This is a genomic window from Sphingomonas montana, assembly GCF_001956315.1.
GTDB lineage: Bacteria > Pseudomonadota > Alphaproteobacteria > Sphingomonadales > Sphingomonadaceae > Sphingomonas_R > Sphingomonas_R montana.
Map to the genome: position 1 here is coordinate 133,911 of NZ_MOLY01000042.1, position 14,092 is coordinate 148,002.

Annotated in this window: 14 protein-coding genes; 8 read left to right on the forward strand and 6 right to left on the reverse strand. The window is 65.5% G+C overall.

All coding sequences use genetic code 11. The features are described from left to right. Positions 1 to 5: 5 nt before the first annotated feature. From BKY59_RS12835 to BKY59_RS12845, 3 genes are read right to left on the reverse strand one after another with little or no spacing between them, the layout of a single operon-like run. The gene (locus BKY59_RS12835) at positions 6 to 1,019 is read right to left on the reverse strand and encodes an acyltransferase family protein (RefSeq protein ID WP_076072112.1); all 1,014 of its coding nucleotides are present in this window, start codon (positions 1,017 to 1,019) and stop codon (positions 6 to 8) included. Next, the gene (locus BKY59_RS12840) at positions 997 to 2,724 is read right to left on the reverse strand and encodes an AMP-binding protein (protein ID WP_076072114.1); all 1,728 of its coding nucleotides are present in this window, start codon (positions 2,722 to 2,724) and stop codon (positions 997 to 999) included. The genes BKY59_RS12835 and BKY59_RS12840 overlap by 23 nt, the downstream gene beginning before the upstream one ends. Further along, entirely contained in the window at positions 2,717 to 3,307 is a 591-nt protein-coding gene (locus BKY59_RS12845; RefSeq protein WP_129586384.1) for a serine acetyltransferase, read from the reverse strand. Before BKY59_RS12845 ends, BKY59_RS12840 begins: the two co-directional genes overlap by 8 nt. 174 nt (positions 3,308 to 3,481) lie before the next feature. On the opposite strand from BKY59_RS12845, the gene BKY59_RS12850 reads away from it, so the two are divergent. The 3 genes from BKY59_RS12850 to BKY59_RS12860 all read left to right on the forward strand — a co-directional run bounded on the left by BKY59_RS12850 (position 3,482) and on the right by BKY59_RS12860 (position 6,206). Further along, on the forward strand, positions 3,482 to 3,736 hold the full coding sequence (locus BKY59_RS12850) for a hypothetical protein (RefSeq protein WP_129586385.1): 255 nt from the start codon (positions 3,482 to 3,484) through the stop codon (positions 3,734 to 3,736). Positions 3,737 to 3,858: 122 nt separating this feature from the next. Further along, positions 3,859 to 5,028 carry a glycosyltransferase family 4 protein gene (locus BKY59_RS12855; RefSeq protein WP_165374854.1) on the forward strand — a complete coding sequence of 390 codons (1,170 nt, stop codon included), beginning with the start codon at positions 3,859 to 3,861 and terminating at the stop codon, positions 5,026 to 5,028. Beyond that, positions 5,025 to 6,206, forward strand: a complete 1,182-nt coding sequence (locus BKY59_RS12860) for a glycosyltransferase family 4 protein (protein WP_076072118.1) — start codon at positions 5,025 to 5,027, stop codon at positions 6,204 to 6,206. The genes BKY59_RS12855 and BKY59_RS12860 overlap by 4 nt, the downstream gene beginning before the upstream one ends. Here the strand turns inward: BKY59_RS12860 and BKY59_RS12865 are convergent. After that, positions 6,158 to 7,351, reverse strand: a complete 1,194-nt coding sequence (locus BKY59_RS12865) for a glycosyltransferase (RefSeq protein ID WP_083672126.1) — start codon at positions 7,349 to 7,351, stop codon at positions 6,158 to 6,160. The two genes, BKY59_RS12860 and BKY59_RS12865, sit on opposite strands and share 49 nt — an antisense overlap. 492 nt (positions 7,352 to 7,843) lie before the next feature. Here BKY59_RS12865 and BKY59_RS12870 point away from each other — a divergent pair, with 492 nt between their 5' ends. The 4 genes from BKY59_RS12870 to BKY59_RS12885 all read left to right on the forward strand — a co-directional run bounded on the left by BKY59_RS12870 (position 7,844) and on the right by BKY59_RS12885 (position 12,092). Then, positions 7,844 to 9,145, forward strand: a complete 1,302-nt coding sequence (locus tag BKY59_RS12870; RefSeq protein WP_076072122.1) for a UDP-glucose dehydrogenase family protein — start codon at positions 7,844 to 7,846, stop codon at positions 9,143 to 9,145. Next, positions 9,142 to 10,125 (forward strand): SDR family NAD(P)-dependent oxidoreductase, encoded by a 984-nt coding sequence (locus BKY59_RS12875; RefSeq protein WP_076072125.1) that lies wholly within the window; start codon positions 9,142 to 9,144, stop codon positions 10,123 to 10,125. Before BKY59_RS12870 ends, BKY59_RS12875 begins: the two co-directional genes overlap by 4 nt. A gap of 149 nt (positions 10,126 to 10,274) precedes the next feature. Then, positions 10,275 to 11,072, forward strand: coding sequence for an FkbM family methyltransferase (locus tag BKY59_RS12880; protein ID WP_083672127.1), 798 nt, complete (start codon positions 10,275 to 10,277; stop codon positions 11,070 to 11,072). Between the two features lie 144 nt (positions 11,073 to 11,216). After that, on the forward strand, positions 11,217 to 12,092 hold the full coding sequence (locus BKY59_RS12885; protein WP_129586386.1) for a hypothetical protein: 876 nt from the start codon (positions 11,217 to 11,219) through the stop codon (positions 12,090 to 12,092). 18 nt (positions 12,093 to 12,110) lie between these two features. Here the strand turns inward: BKY59_RS12885 and BKY59_RS12890 are convergent, their stop codons facing one another. Next, complete coding sequence (locus BKY59_RS12890; RefSeq protein ID WP_076072130.1) at positions 12,111 to 12,437, reverse strand: hypothetical protein; 327 nt, start codon at positions 12,435 to 12,437, stop codon at positions 12,111 to 12,113. A gap of 168 nt (positions 12,438 to 12,605) precedes the next feature. Between BKY59_RS12890 and BKY59_RS12895 the strand changes: the two genes are divergently transcribed. Further along, positions 12,606 to 12,980 carry a Lar family restriction alleviation protein gene (locus BKY59_RS12895; RefSeq protein WP_076072132.1) on the forward strand — a complete coding sequence of 125 codons (375 nt, stop codon included), beginning with the start codon at positions 12,606 to 12,608 and terminating at the stop codon, positions 12,978 to 12,980. Between the two features lie 158 nt (positions 12,981 to 13,138). Here the strand turns inward: BKY59_RS12895 and galU are convergent, their stop codons facing one another. Beyond that, positions 13,139 to 14,008: a UTP--glucose-1-phosphate uridylyltransferase GalU gene (gene galU / locus BKY59_RS12900; protein WP_076072135.1), complete on the reverse strand. Its 870-nt coding sequence runs from the start codon at positions 14,006 to 14,008 to the stop codon at positions 13,139 to 13,141. Positions 14,009 to 14,092 lie beyond the last annotated feature (84 nt).

The following is a 14,092-nucleotide window of genomic DNA, read 5'->3' on the forward strand; positions in this document are numbered from 1 at the left end:
CGCTATCAACCGGCCGTCCGTGCGGGTGACAGACCCGCACCCGGAACTGCTGCGGCCATCCCTGCCGCGGCTAGCTTATGATAGGCGCGAAGCGTCGCGGCGCCCACCACCCAGGCCAGCGTGCAGGCGGCAAGGCCGAGCGCCCACATCAGCAGACCCGCCGGCAGGATCCGGCCGACCGTGCCTGTGTAGACGACGAAGAAGAACCGATGGAGCAGGAAGATCGTGAAGGTCGCCTGACTGACCAGACCAACGACGCGTGCCACAATCATCGGCAGTTTCATGCGTGTTTTCCAGACCAGCAGGAGCCCGCCGACCACAAGTGCGAGGAACTGGTAGGAAAGCGGTCCCCATACCATCGCGCCGGACGCGAGGATCGCCAGCGAGGCGAGCGTCAGTGCACCCGGCGTACGGCGATCGTGGAGAAAGTAGACCAGCCAGCCGAGCGTGAAGTTCCAGAGATACAAATGCGGCAGATGGTGGAGCAGCGGTTTGGTATCGATGAAGACGGGCAGGATCATCCGGGTGGCGAGTGCGGCTGCAAAAACCACGAGAGACCCGCGCAGGGGCTGTGCGACGAACCAGCGCGCAAAGGGCGGAATCGCGAACAGCCCAAGCAGCAGCACCATCATCTGCAGAATGACCTGGACGTACCAGACAGGAAAAATGGCGATGCGGTAGGTGGTGAACCAGTTGCTGACGAACAGCAGTTCGGTGAGGCTCACCTTGCGTTTGATGAGCATGAAGAACAGCACTGCGGCAAGGCTGGGCAGCAGGATGCGTTTTGCAAACAGCATCAGGCCGTGGCGGACCTCGACCGGCGTCGCGTCGGTCAGGACGAACCGGGCGAAACTATATCCGGACATCATCATCAGCAGCGTCATGCCGCCGGCGAAGTCGGGCAGGCCGAGCGATTTCGTACCGGACGGGATCGCATGGTTCCAGGCGACCAGCGCGATGGCGATCGCCCGCAGGACGACGTCGGTATCGACCGATTTAGAATGCAGCAGGTTGCTCACGAAGCGCCTCCAGCTCGGCCTGGGGGAGATGCTCCCACGCTTCGGGCAATTGGCCAAGATATTCCTCGAGCGCAAGCGACACCGACACGTAGGACATCGAGTCGCCATCCGAGTCGGCGAAGCTGCCGCCGCTCGCGGCCGCAGCACCGAGGAAGCCGCCATAGATGTGCGCGACGCTGTCCCAGCTCTGTGTATGGAGGCCGAGTATGCCCGCTGCCTCGTCCCATATCGTGCGGTAGAAGCGTGGCGAGGTGACGATGCTCCGGAAGTTCGCCGGTCCGTCTGCCGCCGCGTGCGCCACCGGATCGGTCGTGGCAGTCAGCAACGCGCGATAGTCGATCTTGCCATTGGCAAGGCGCGGCAGCGGATCGACCACCTGCGCGACGAAGATATGCGGCGGAAGTCCGTAACGCGCGGCCAACCGCTGGACGAGTTCCGCCTTCTGCCCGTCGGTGCCGGCCGGAAGCGCAACGACAATCCGCGTGTCGTCGCCGGTGCAGACCGCGCCCGGTGCCGTTTCGCCAGCGTCCTGCTCGACTTCGTCTAGGTTCACGCGGATGCCGAAGGGTTTGACGAAGCGTGCCTTGCGTCCGACGATCGAGAACAGGCCGTCCGCATGGCGGACGGCAAGGTCGCCCGTGCGGAGCACCGGCGGTGTCTCGTCGCCGGCAAGCGCATCGGGTGATTCGGCATAGCCCATCATGACGTTCGGGCCGGCGTAGGTCAGTTCACCCGGCGTTTCGTCGGCGGCAATTACCGTCCCGGCATCGTCGTACAGCATGATCGTGCCGCCCGGCACGGGGACGCCGATCGCGCCGGGCCGTTCCGCGGCATGTTCGGGCGGCAGCCACGCGATGCGGGGTGCAGCCTCCGTCTGGCCGTACATGACGTAGAAGCGCCAGCCCTGTGCGGCGGATTGCAGGGCAAGTCGGCGGACATCGTCGGCCGGCAGACGCCCTCCGGCCTGCGTGGCGTAGCGCAGCGTATCGAGCTGCCCCAGGTCGAAACCCGATTTCCGGATCATTTCGAACGTGTAGGGGACGCCGGCAAAGCTGGTGCAGCGATTTTCCCGGAACATGTCCCAGAAGCCGCGATCGGTGACGGAGGCGTCCGTGAGAAGGAGGGCCGCACCGCAGGCCAGATGGGAGTGCAGCACCGACAGGCCGTATGAATAGCTGGGCTTCAGCGTCGTGATCGCTCGTTCGTCGGAGCCGAGCCGGAGATAGTCCACGATGGCATCGGCATTGCTCTGGATATTGCGGTGCGACAGCTTGACGAATTTGGGCGACCCGGTGGATCCCGACGTCGACAGCAGGAGACGCAGGTCGGGATGCAAGCCGACCGATGTGTTACCCAGATCCTCGACTGCCGCGTCAGAGCCGGTGAGGTGCCGGACGACGAGGTTCGGACGATAGGTCGCGACCAGGCGGTCGAACTTCGCGCCGCCGCCCGTTGCGACCGGGTGGACGACATGACCGGCAATCAGACAGCCGAGATAGGCCGTGATCGAAGCGACATCGTTTTCCAGTTCAAGGAAGACCAGTTTTCGCCCGAGCCCGACCTGTTCCGCAAATGCCCGCGCGGCTGCATCGAGTGCCCGATAGGACAAGGTCGCGCCGCCGGACACGATGAGCGCTGGAGCATCGCCATGACGCGCCAGATCCCCATAGAAGCTTCGTTCCGGCGTGTTGTGCGTGTCAGGCATCGTGCCGGGCTTCCTCATGCCGGGCGTCTGCGCGAACCGGTTTGTCCGTGGCGATCGGCACCATGACCGCCGGAATGCCGTACGCCGTGTGAAAAGCGGGGACATCCTTGGTCACGACGGCATTCGCGCCGACCACGGCCCCGTTGCCGACGGTCACCGCGCCGATAAGCTTGGCGCCGGGATAGATGACGACGTCATCCCCAAGGGTGGGATATTCGCCATTGGCCCGCTCCCCGGACCGAGCGCCCAGCGTCACCTGCTGGTAGATCCTGCAGCGCGCACCGATGCGCACGCCAGCCCCCACTACGATGCCGTTGGGATGCGGCAGGTTGAGGCCCGGACCAATCGATGCCCCGCAATGCACGAAACATCCGAAATCCCGCCGCAACCGCATCAACCGGCGTCGGGCGCGACCATTGCGGTCGCGGGCATGCCAATGCTGTGAAAGGCGGATCAGAATAACCGCACCCCGATGGCTCCGCTCGATCCAGAGGATACGCCATATGGCCGTCCAGAACCGGATCGGACGGACCTTCTTGCCGAAAAGATCAATCTCAAGTGCAGCGAGCGCTTCCGATCTCATGCAGGCATCATTGAGCAGTTGCAGCAATTGTGCAAGCGCGACGTGTCGACCGGCGATCCGACAATCCGGCGGCCGTTCGAAGACATGCTTAGCGCCGGATTAGCCAATCCCGGTAACAATGCGGAAGGATGCCGGGGCTAAGGCGGGCGTCGAGGAGACCGTGCGATGTTACCCATGCCCAAGGCCCAGCCGCAAACGCGGCCTCGCGATGCTGCCGAGGCGTCGTCGTCCAGACTGTCTATTCCGGAGGACGCCCGCTCGCCGGCGCTCGACCTGCAGCGCAGGGTCGAGTCGCAGGTATTGCGTGGCTTCTACGCGCATTCCGCACCCAAGTCCGTGGGCCGGGTCCGTCGCCTGATGCTTGCGACGGGCATCGCCTGTACCGGCTGGGTCCTGGTGTTCGCGACGGGCGCCCTGTTGCTGAAATAGGGCGCGCCCGAACGAAACAGGTTGTGATACGGGGGGGGTGAAGTCTGCAACGGCGCCGCCGCGTTCCGTCGCAGGATGCGATGCGAGCGGTCATGACGTCCGCGGCAAGATGGAGGGGTTCGATGCCGACACCGATCGCGCCCGCGACCGCGCACAACGAGCGCGCCGCGCGGTCGGTAGCACCCGGTGACACGGCAAGGACCGTCGGGGTGACCGGGTTGCGCGGGATCCCGGGCATCATGGGCGGTGTGGAGACGCACTGCGAGGAATTGCTGCCGCGGCTGGTCGCGCTCGATCCGTCGCTGAACGTCGTCGTGCTGGCGCGGCGTCCCTATACCGGCCCGGACGATCGCATGGTGCGCGGCGTACGGATCGTCCCGCTGCCCGCCCCGCAGCGCCAGAGCCTGGAGGCGATCGTGTCGACGCTGAACGGCGTGCTGCACGCGCGGCGGCATCGGTTCCGGACGCTTCACATCCACGCCGTCGGACCGGGGTTGCTGGCTCCGCTGGCGCGGCTGCTGGGATTGTCGGTGATCGTCACCCATCATGGTGCGGATTACGACCGGGCCAAATGGGGCGTGGTCGCAAAGTCGATGCTGCGGCTGGGCGAACGCGCGAGCATGATGTTCGCAGACAGCGTGATCTGCGTATCGCCGTCACTGGCCGATACGATGCGGGCGCGCTTTCCGCGTCACGCCGCCAAGGTGCGCTACATCCCCAACGGCGCCCCCGGCGCAGGCGGGGACGAGACGCATCCGGACACCGCGCTTGCCGCGCTGGGCCTGACGCCGGGCGGCTATGTGCTGGCGGTCGGCCGGCTCGTCCCGGAAAAGGGGTTCGATTATCTGATCGAGGCGTTCCTGCGATCCGGCAGCACCGCCAAGCTCGTCATCGCCGGCGCCAGCGACCATGAAACCCCCTACTCACGCGCGCTGCTGGCCCGGGCGAGCGACCGGGTACGACTGATCGGGCGGCAGCCACGCGGCGTGCTGCGCCATCTTTACGAACAGGCGGCGCTGTTCGTGCTGCCATCCTTTCACGAAGGCCTGCCGATCGTGGCGCTGGAGGCGGCGCGGGCCGGCACGCCGATGCTCATGAGCGATATCCAGCCGAACATCGATGTCGGACTGCCTGCCGGTAATTATTTTCCGGTCGGCGATATCGACGCGCTGGCCACCGCGCTGCGTGCGGAGACCGGACGCTATGCGGTCGACGCGGAGGCGATCAGCCGCCGGTTCGACTGGGACGTTATCGCTAGACAGACGATGGACGTCTACCGGAACGCGTTGTGAGCACGGGCGGTGGAAGGCCGCTGATCGCGGTGATCGGGCTGCGCGGCGTGCCCGACGTGATCGGCGGGATCGAAACCCATTGCGAGCAGCTGTACCCTGCGCTGGCGGACCTGACGGGGTTCCGGTTCGTCCTGCTGGCGCGCAGGGCCTATCTGCATGCGCCGCGTGGCTGGCTTGGCCGCGCCGAAATCGTGGGCCTGCACGCCCCACGCGGCATGGGGCTGGAAGCGTTCTCGCACACGCTGGTGGCGCTGTTCTATGCATGGTGGCGGATCGAAGCCGATATCGTGCATCTGCACGGGATCGGACCGGCGATATTCGCACCGCTGGCGCGGCTGCTGGGCTTGCGCGTGATCGTGACGCACCATGCCGCCGATTTCCGCAGGCCGAAATGGGGCGTGATTGCGCGCGGCCTGCTGTTGTTCGGCGAAGCGATGGCCGCGCGCTTCGCCCACCGGGTGATCTGCGTCAGCCATGCCCTGCAGGCCGATTTCCTGGGGCGGCATCCGTGCGCCGCGGCCCGCACGCTGACGATCCGGCACGGTGCGATGCTGACGACAGGTGCGGCAGGCAGCGACCGCCTCGTGCTCGATGCGATAGGCCTTGCGGACGGCGGCTACATGCTGGCGGTCGGGCGGCTGGAACAGACCAAGCGGTTCGAGGACCTGATCGCCGCGCATGCCCGGCTGGGCGACCAGGCGATGCCGCTGGTGATCGTCGGCACGTCGCTCGACGACGAAGGCTATGGCGAGAGACTGCGGGCCATGGCGGGCGGCAATGTCCGTTTCGTCGGTTTTCGCCATGGGCTCGAACTGGCCGCGTTGTATCGCGGGACGGCCCTGTTCCTGCATGCGTCCGCCATGGAGGGGTTTGGGCTCGTCGTGCTGGAGGCACTGGCGGGGGGCGCGCGGATCGCACTTTCGGACATTCCCGTACACCGCGAGTTCGGGCTGCCCGACGCCTGCTATTTTCCGGTCGGTGAACTGGACCGGATTGCCGGAATAATGACGCGGTCGTCCAGACGGACATCGAGCTGGGGACCCGGCACCGCAATCGCCCGCGAGCACGGTTTGTCCGCGACGGTCGGGCAGCATGCGGCAGTGATGCGGTCGCTGGCCATCGGCGCAAGTCAGTCCGAGCCGTCACCCGCAACCAATCGGTCGAACAACGCCCAATAATCGGCGGCGATCCGGTCGGCGCGAAAATCTTCCATCCGTGCGCGGGCGGCGGTGCCAAGCCGGGCGCGAAGCGCCGCATCGTCGGCCAGCCGGCGCAACCCTGCCGCCAGCCCGGCGCGGTCGCCGTCACCGACGATCAACCCGAACGGCGCATCGACGACCATGCCCGACGAACCTGCCCGCCCGCCCAGCAACTCGCCCGGCCCGGACGGGCAATCGGTCGCCAGGACGGCGCGGCCCAGCGCCATCGCTTCCGCCATGCCGTTCGGAAAGCCTTCGTTGCGGGACGCCGAAACGAGGAATGCGGCCCGGCCGACGATCGCGAACGGATTGTCGAGGAAGCCGGGGAGCAGGATGCGCGTTTGCAGCCCGGCGGCGGCGATCTGCGCTTCGAGCGCGGGGCGGGCGGGGCCGTCGCCCAGGATCACGAGCGGCAGCGCGATGCCGGCGGTGCGATAGGCATCGATCAGCAGGTCGAACCCCTTGGCGTCGACCAGTCGGCCGACGGCGACCGCGAACGATGCCGGTAACGCAATGGCGGGCGGTTGCAGCGCGTCGGCCGCGATGCGTTCGAGGTCATAGGGGTTGTTGATCGTGGCGATGCGCCCCGGGGCCAGCCCGAAATCATCGATCAGGTCGCGACGGACGCCTTCGGACACCGCCAGGATGCAGGTCGCCCGCGGATAGAGCAGCCGCGGGAGCGCGCGCAGCAGCCGCAACCGCCAGCCATGGTAGCGGCCCGCCAGATGCGACCCCAGGTGCATCCGTTCGCACAACAGGCGTCGCTGGCCGGCGGGCAGCGCGGCGGTCGCGATATTGGCACGGACCAGCAGGCTGACGACCAGGTCCGGGCGCAGGGTGCGGACCACCCGTCGCAACCCGATCGCACTGCGCCACAGGCCGCCACGCGCATCCAGGACATGCTTGCCCGTCAGCGCAGGCAGGACCCGCATTTCCGGTTCCCGATCGAGCAGCACCAGGTGCAGCGCGTAATCCGCATGGCGCGCCCCCGCGGCGCGGAGCAGGTTGTCCAGGACGCGTTCCGCGCCGCCGCTGCCGATCGAGTTGATGACGAACAGGATGGTGGGGCGGCGTGCGCGCGTCGGCGCGGTGTCCGTGCGATCCGACAGAATGGCTCTCCTCACGCCGATGGCAGGACAGGTGGCAGGTCACGCTGTCATGATCGAAACGGGCGCATGGCGACACCCGATTCGCGGGTCAGACGCATCTACCGGTGTTTACGGCTTGCCGGCGTTGCAAGGCGCGCCCGGTCAGTGCCTTCATCCTTGGTCGACGGCTGCCGCGAATCGTTATCGGCGGTACGCGACGGGCGATCCGTCGACCGCCGCCGCCGGGTAACCATGGTTCGGGCGCCAGGCGCCGATTCGGCCCGACCGGGTAGCCGTCATAACCGGGTTGCCATAACGGGTGGCGCCGGCGCGATCCGTTCCGAGCGCGGGGCCGTTTCCGGCGCGCCGCCCCGCCGGACTGGCGAAGTTCGGCGCCGCCCCGGCGCAAGTCCCGATATGGGCGCGGCTTTGTACTTGCTTCCGGGCGGCAGTCGCAGGTAGCGCAGGAAGTGTCGCTGCGTGGGGCGGTCAAAATCGGTCGCGACGACGCTAAAGAAGGAATTCCCAGTGCGTATCACCATGATCGGTTCAGGCTATGTTGGCCTCGTCTCCGGCGCATGCTTCGCCGATTTCGGCCATGACATCGTGTGCGTCGACAAGGACGCGAGCAAGATCGGTCGGTTGCTGGACGGCAAGATGCCGATCTACGAACCCGGTCTCGAAGATCTGGTGGCGCGCAACGTCGCCAACGGCCGGCTTCGGTTCACCACCGATCTGGCCGACGGGCTGAAGGGTGCCGATGCCGTGTTCATCGCGGTCGGCACGCCGTCGCGTCGCGGCGACGGCCATGCGGATCTGAGCTACGTCTATGCCGCCGCCAAGGAGATCGGCGAGCTGATCGAAGGCTATACCGTGATCGTCACCAAATCGACGGTTCCGGTGGGCACCGGCGACGAGGTCGAACGGATCATCCGCGCCGCCAATCCCTCGGCCGAGTTCGGCGTGGTTTCCAACCCCGAATTCCTGCGCGAAGGCGCGGCGATCGACGATTTCAAGCGACCTGACCGGATCGTCATCGGTTCCGAGGACGAGCGCGCGACGGACGTCATGCGGCTGGTCTATCGCCCGCTGTATCTGAATGCCGCACCGATCCTGGTGACCGGTCGCCGGACCGCGGAACTCATCAAATATGCCGGCAACGCCTTCCTTGCGACCAAGATCACCTTCATCAACGAGATCGCCGATCTGTGCGAGAAGGTCGGTGCGAACGTCCAGGATGTGTCCCGCGGCATCGGCCTGGACAACCGGATCGGCAAGAAGTTCCTGCACGCCGGCCCGGGCTATGGCGGATCCTGCTTCCCCAAGGACACGCTGGCTTTGCTCAAGACCAGCCAGGACTATGATGCGCCACAGCGTATCGTCGAGGCGGTGGTGGCCGTGAACGACACGCGCAAGCGCGCGATGGGCCGCAAGATCATCCACGCGATGGGTGGCGAAGTGCGCGACAAGACCGTCGCGGTCCTGGGCCTGACGTTCAAGCCGAACACCGACGACATGCGCGATTCACCGGCAATCTCGGTCATCCAGACGTTGCAGGATGCCGGTGCGATCGTGAAGGCATATGATCCCGAGGGACGCGAGCAGGCCGAACCGTTGTTGCCGAAGGTTATCTTCTGCGACAATTCCTTCGAGGCGATCGAGGGTGCCGACGCGCTGGCGATCGTGACGGAATGGGACGAGTTCCGCGCGCTCGACCTGTCGCGGGTCAAAACGATGCTCAAGTCGCCCGTGCTGGTCGACCTGCGCAATATCTACGACTCAAAGGAAGTCGAGGCGGCCGGGCTCGTCTACACCGGCATCGGTCGATGACGCGCACCGATCCGGTCCTGGTCACGGGGGCCGCCGGCTTCATCGGGCATGCGGTTTCACACCGCCTGCTCGAACGGGGCGAGCGGGTCATCGGCATCGACAACCTCAACGACTATTATGATCCCGCATTGAAGGATGCGCGGCTGTCGACCTTCAACGGCCGTGCAGAATTCGAATTCCACAAAATGGACATATCGGACGCGGCCGAAGTGGCGACGCTGGTGCGCGACGCGGGAGTCGTCCGCATCGTTCATCTGGCGGCGCAGGCGGGTGTCCGGTACAGCATCGACAATCCGTTCGCCTACGAAAAGTCCAACCTCGCCGGCCATCTGTCGCTGCTCGAAGCGAGCCGTAACGCCCCCGGCTTCGAGCATCTGGTCTATGCCTCGTCCAGTTCGGTCTACGGTAATCGACCAATGGGCGGGGCGGGGTTCAGCGAGGACGAACCGGCGACCAGCCCGGTTTCGCTGTACGCTGCCACCAAGCGTTCGTGCGAACTGATGAGCGAGGCCTATGCCGGGCTGTACGGTTTTCCCCAGACCGGCCTGCGGTTCTTCACCGTCTACGGACCATGGGGCCGGCCCGACATGGCGTATTTCGGGTTCACGCAGAAGATCTTCGCTGGCACCCCGATCGAGGTGTTCGGCGAAGGCCGGATGGCACGGGACTTTACCTATATCGACGACATCGTCGACGGGATCATCGGTGCGCTCGACCATCCGCCGGAGGCGAAGGAGCATCGCGTCCTGAACATCGGCAACACCCATCCGGTTGGGCTGATGGAGATGATCTCCACGCTGGAAGCCGCGATCGGCCGGAACGCGGAGAAGGTGATGCGTCCGATGCAGCCCGGAGACGTGACCGCCACCTTCGCCGACGTGTCGAAGCTGCAGGCGATCTGCGGATATGAGCCGAAAGTCATGTTGCCGGAGGGACTGGAACGTTTCGCCCGCTGGTATCGCGAATATTACCGGGTCTGACGCCGGATGGCTGGCCGTCAGCCGTTTCGCGCCATGTGACCCCGTCCGATCGACATTCGAACGGACTTCGGTAAACGAGGACTCGGTTTCCTGATGCGAATGGCCGGTATCGTGTTCCTGCGGCGGCCTTGACCGGTAGGGGGCGTAGGATGAACAAGAAAAGTCTGCGCCGGGTGGTGGCCAATGTCGCGCCGTCCCTCCACCGGATCGGCGCATCGCGACTTATCGACAACGCTGCGGTCGGGTGCCTGTTCCTGGGCGGCCAGGGGGCGGGGGCCGGTTGGGACCACGAAAACGAGGTCGCAACCGCCGCCACGTTCGTGAACGGACCCGATCCGGTCATCCTCGATATCGGCGCCAACAAGGGTGAATGGTCGGCGTCGATCGATCGACGGCTGCGCGGGGCGACCTATCATCTGTTCGAAATCGCGCCTTACTGTTTCGATCCGATCGCCGAGCGCATGGTCCGCCTGGAAAGGGCCACGCATCACCGGCTGGCGGTCAGCGATCGGAACGGGGAAGCGCTGTTCCACCTTCCCCGGGTGTTTTCCGGACTGGGATCGCTGCATCGCCGCGTCGACGCCGGCATTCGCCAGCTCGATTATGATGACGTCGTGGTCCGCACCGTCACGCTCGACAGTTTCGCGGAAACGGCGGGCATAGGCGAGATCGCGCTGGCGAAAATGGATATCGAGGGCCATGAACTCTTCGCGTTGCAGGGCGCGAGCGGCTTGTTGCAAGCGCAGCGCATCCGTGCCCTGACGTTCGAGTTCGGGTCGGTAAACGTGAACAGTCGGACGTTCTTCCGGGATATCTGGGAGTATCTGACGGGATATGGATATCAGATCGCACGCATGGTTCCGGGCGGCGGAACCTTGCCGATCCGATCCTATTCGGAACGTCTCGAATATTTCAGGGGTGCCACGAACTATGTCGCATTCGTCTGAGGTGACCCATGGTCGGTCGGAGCGTGTAGTGGTTTCCGATAGCGCACAGGCATGGCCGCACGCGGCGACGATCCCTTCCCCGTCTTCGCAGGAGAACCTATGAGCAAGCACAGCCTGCTGCGTTTGACAGTCGTCAGCTTAGTCATGGCGACGACATCCCTGTCGGCGGCCCCGGGAACCGCCGTGCGAAGCGGGCGAAGCATCACCGGCACGCCCGCCAAGCCATGCCGGGTCGATTATGCCTATAAGTGGCTGGACGGCATGCGAGGCGATGCGTCCGGCATGGAGGTGAACCATTGCGACATCCGTGTATCCTTTCGCGGTGTCGAACTCACGCGCAAGGCGGGGCCGGTTTTGGGGGTCGCCCGGGATGTCCGCATCCGGAACAGCAGCTTTGCACTGGTCGCACCCTCGCGCATCGGCACGATCCCGACGGGCATCCAGTGCAAGTGGGGCGAGAACATCCTAGTCGAGAACGTCACCGTCACCGGGTTCCGGACCACCCCCGACCCAGCCGGCAAAGTCTATCCGAACGGTGACGGCCTGGGTTCCGAATTCTGCGTCGGTCTGACGTATCGCGGGGTGACCAGCACCGACAACGGGAATGGCGGTTTCGACGACAAGGCCCGGCAGGTCCTGTACGATCATACCGTGTCGGAACGGAACGACTATGGTTACCGCATGTGGTGGCGCGGCGCGGGCAATTTCACCGGCACGACGATGACGTGCATCGACAACCGCAAATCCTGCCTCCACCTGATGGACGGTGGCGACAGGGCCACGACGATCGGCAACGCGCATCTTACCGTGGATACGCTGATCGTACGGTTTACCGGGGCCGTCACGCCGATCCTGATCGCGGAGCCGGGGACCGGACTGAGGGTGACGCGCAAATGCATCATCACGGCGGTGACGCCCCCGGCCGGCCCCGTCGCATTCGGCGGCACCAAGGCGACCCGTATCCTCCCTGCCTCCTGCATGGACGCGGCCGGCAATATCGTTTTCGCACGGCGCAGCTAGGGCGCGGCTGCGACTGCGCTAGTAGCGCAAACCCGGGCCGCTTTCGTCGTCGTCCGACGGCGGTGTATAGCGGGCAGGGCGCCGTGGCTGTCCCAGCGTATCCTGCGCGATCGCCTGCAGTTCGGCGACGATCCGTTTCCATGCGTTCATTTCGAGCAGGAGAGATGCGGATCGGATATCGAGGTCGGCGATGCGCTGAAGCGCCCGTTCGTGCCGGTTCTCGCCCGGCTTCCTGTCAACGACCTCGTTCGACAGGCGTTCGAGCAAAGCCGAAATGTCGACGAACAGTGCGATCGGCATTTCCGCGTTGACGTTCTCGTCGCGGCCGCGCGCGGCTTCGGTCATTCTTCCCGCTATAGCGCGCGCACGGTCGACTGTTTCGGCCAGGGAGCGTTCTTGTACAGCAGACATGGCAATCATCCTATCCAGTGCCACATTGTCGCCAGGCAGGGTTAACAATCTCTTGACCAACTTGGGATAGGAGGTGGTCCACGGCATTGCGATGGAGGCTCTATGACGACGACGGCACGATCCGAGATCACGCCCTGTCCGTGGTGTACGTCATCCGACGGCTTGAAACTGAGCACCGACGGGTTCGGTGCGACCATGGTCCATTGTTCGCTTTGCGGATGCAAGGGGCCGCCGGTCCCGATCGACGGCGACTTCGACCAGACCGATCGGGTCGCCCTGCGCCGCTGGTCGTCGCGTGATCTGGTCGCGCCGCTCGATCCCGGTCTGATCGGCGCCGTACAGGCCGCTGTGGGATTGCATATGGTCCTGGGGTCACAACTGGACGAGCATTCGGGCGTCGTTGTTCCGTATTCCGTTCTGCAACAGATCATCAACAGCAGCGACGGAACCGGGATCAGGGGGCGGGCCCATGACTGACGATGCACCGGCTATCGCCGTCCGGGAACGGCATAGCGGCGCAGGTGCGCCGGTTTTGGGCATCGTCAGGCGGCTACCCGCCGCATTCGGGGCGAATGCCCTGTTCCGCGCAACCGGAACAGAACGTCAGGCTAGGTATCGGGCAGTGCCGACAGGCATCAGGCCACGGTGGCAAGATACTCCCGCACGGCATCGCCAATCTCCGCATTCTCCAGCGCCAGCGCGATGTTGGCCTGGATGAAGCCTGCCTTGTCGCCGCAGTCGTGGCGCTGGCCGACGAAGGTCTGGGCGTGGAACGGCTGGACGCCGATCAGTTTCGCCATCGCGTCGGTCAGCTGGATCTCGCCGCCGGCCCCCGCTTCCTGCGCGCCGAGCAGGTCCATGATCTCGGGCTGCAGGATGTAGCGCCCGATCGCCGCCAGCCGCGACGGCGCGTCCTCGGGCTTCGGCTTTTCGACCAGTCCCAGCACTTGCGTCACGTCGCCCTCGACCGTGCCGGGCGACACGATGCCGTAGCGGCTCGTATGGGCCTGCGGCACCTCCAGCACGGCGATCACGTTGCCGCCCCTGGCGTCCTGCGTCTCCGCCATCTGCTTCAGGCAGGGATTGCCCGGGTTCCACAGCAGTTCGTCGGCCAGCAGCACGGCGAACGGCTGGTTCTCGATGAAATGCCGCGCGCACCACACCGCGTGGCCGAGCCCAAGCGGCTCCTGCTGCCGCACGAACGCCACGTTGCCGGGGGCCAGCCGCGTACCTTCCAGCGTTTTGAGGATCGCATGCTTGGCGCGCGCGTGCAGCGTGGTCTCAAGCTCGAAGGCGATGTCGAAATAGTCCTCGATCGCATTCTTGCCGCGACCGGTCACGAACACCATCGTCTCGATCCCGGCGGCCAGCGCCTCGTCCACCGCATATTGGATCAGCGGCTTGTCGACGACGGGCAGCATCTCCTTGGGCACAGCCTTGGTCGCGGGCAGGAACCGCGTGCCGAGGCCGGCGACGGGGAAGACTGCGGTGCGGACTTGGGTCATATGTTATCCTGCAATTTGTGAGCTTGGACGAGGTAGGCGATCCCCGTTGCAATCGGAAGAACTCCTGCAGCGAAAGGGGGTCTT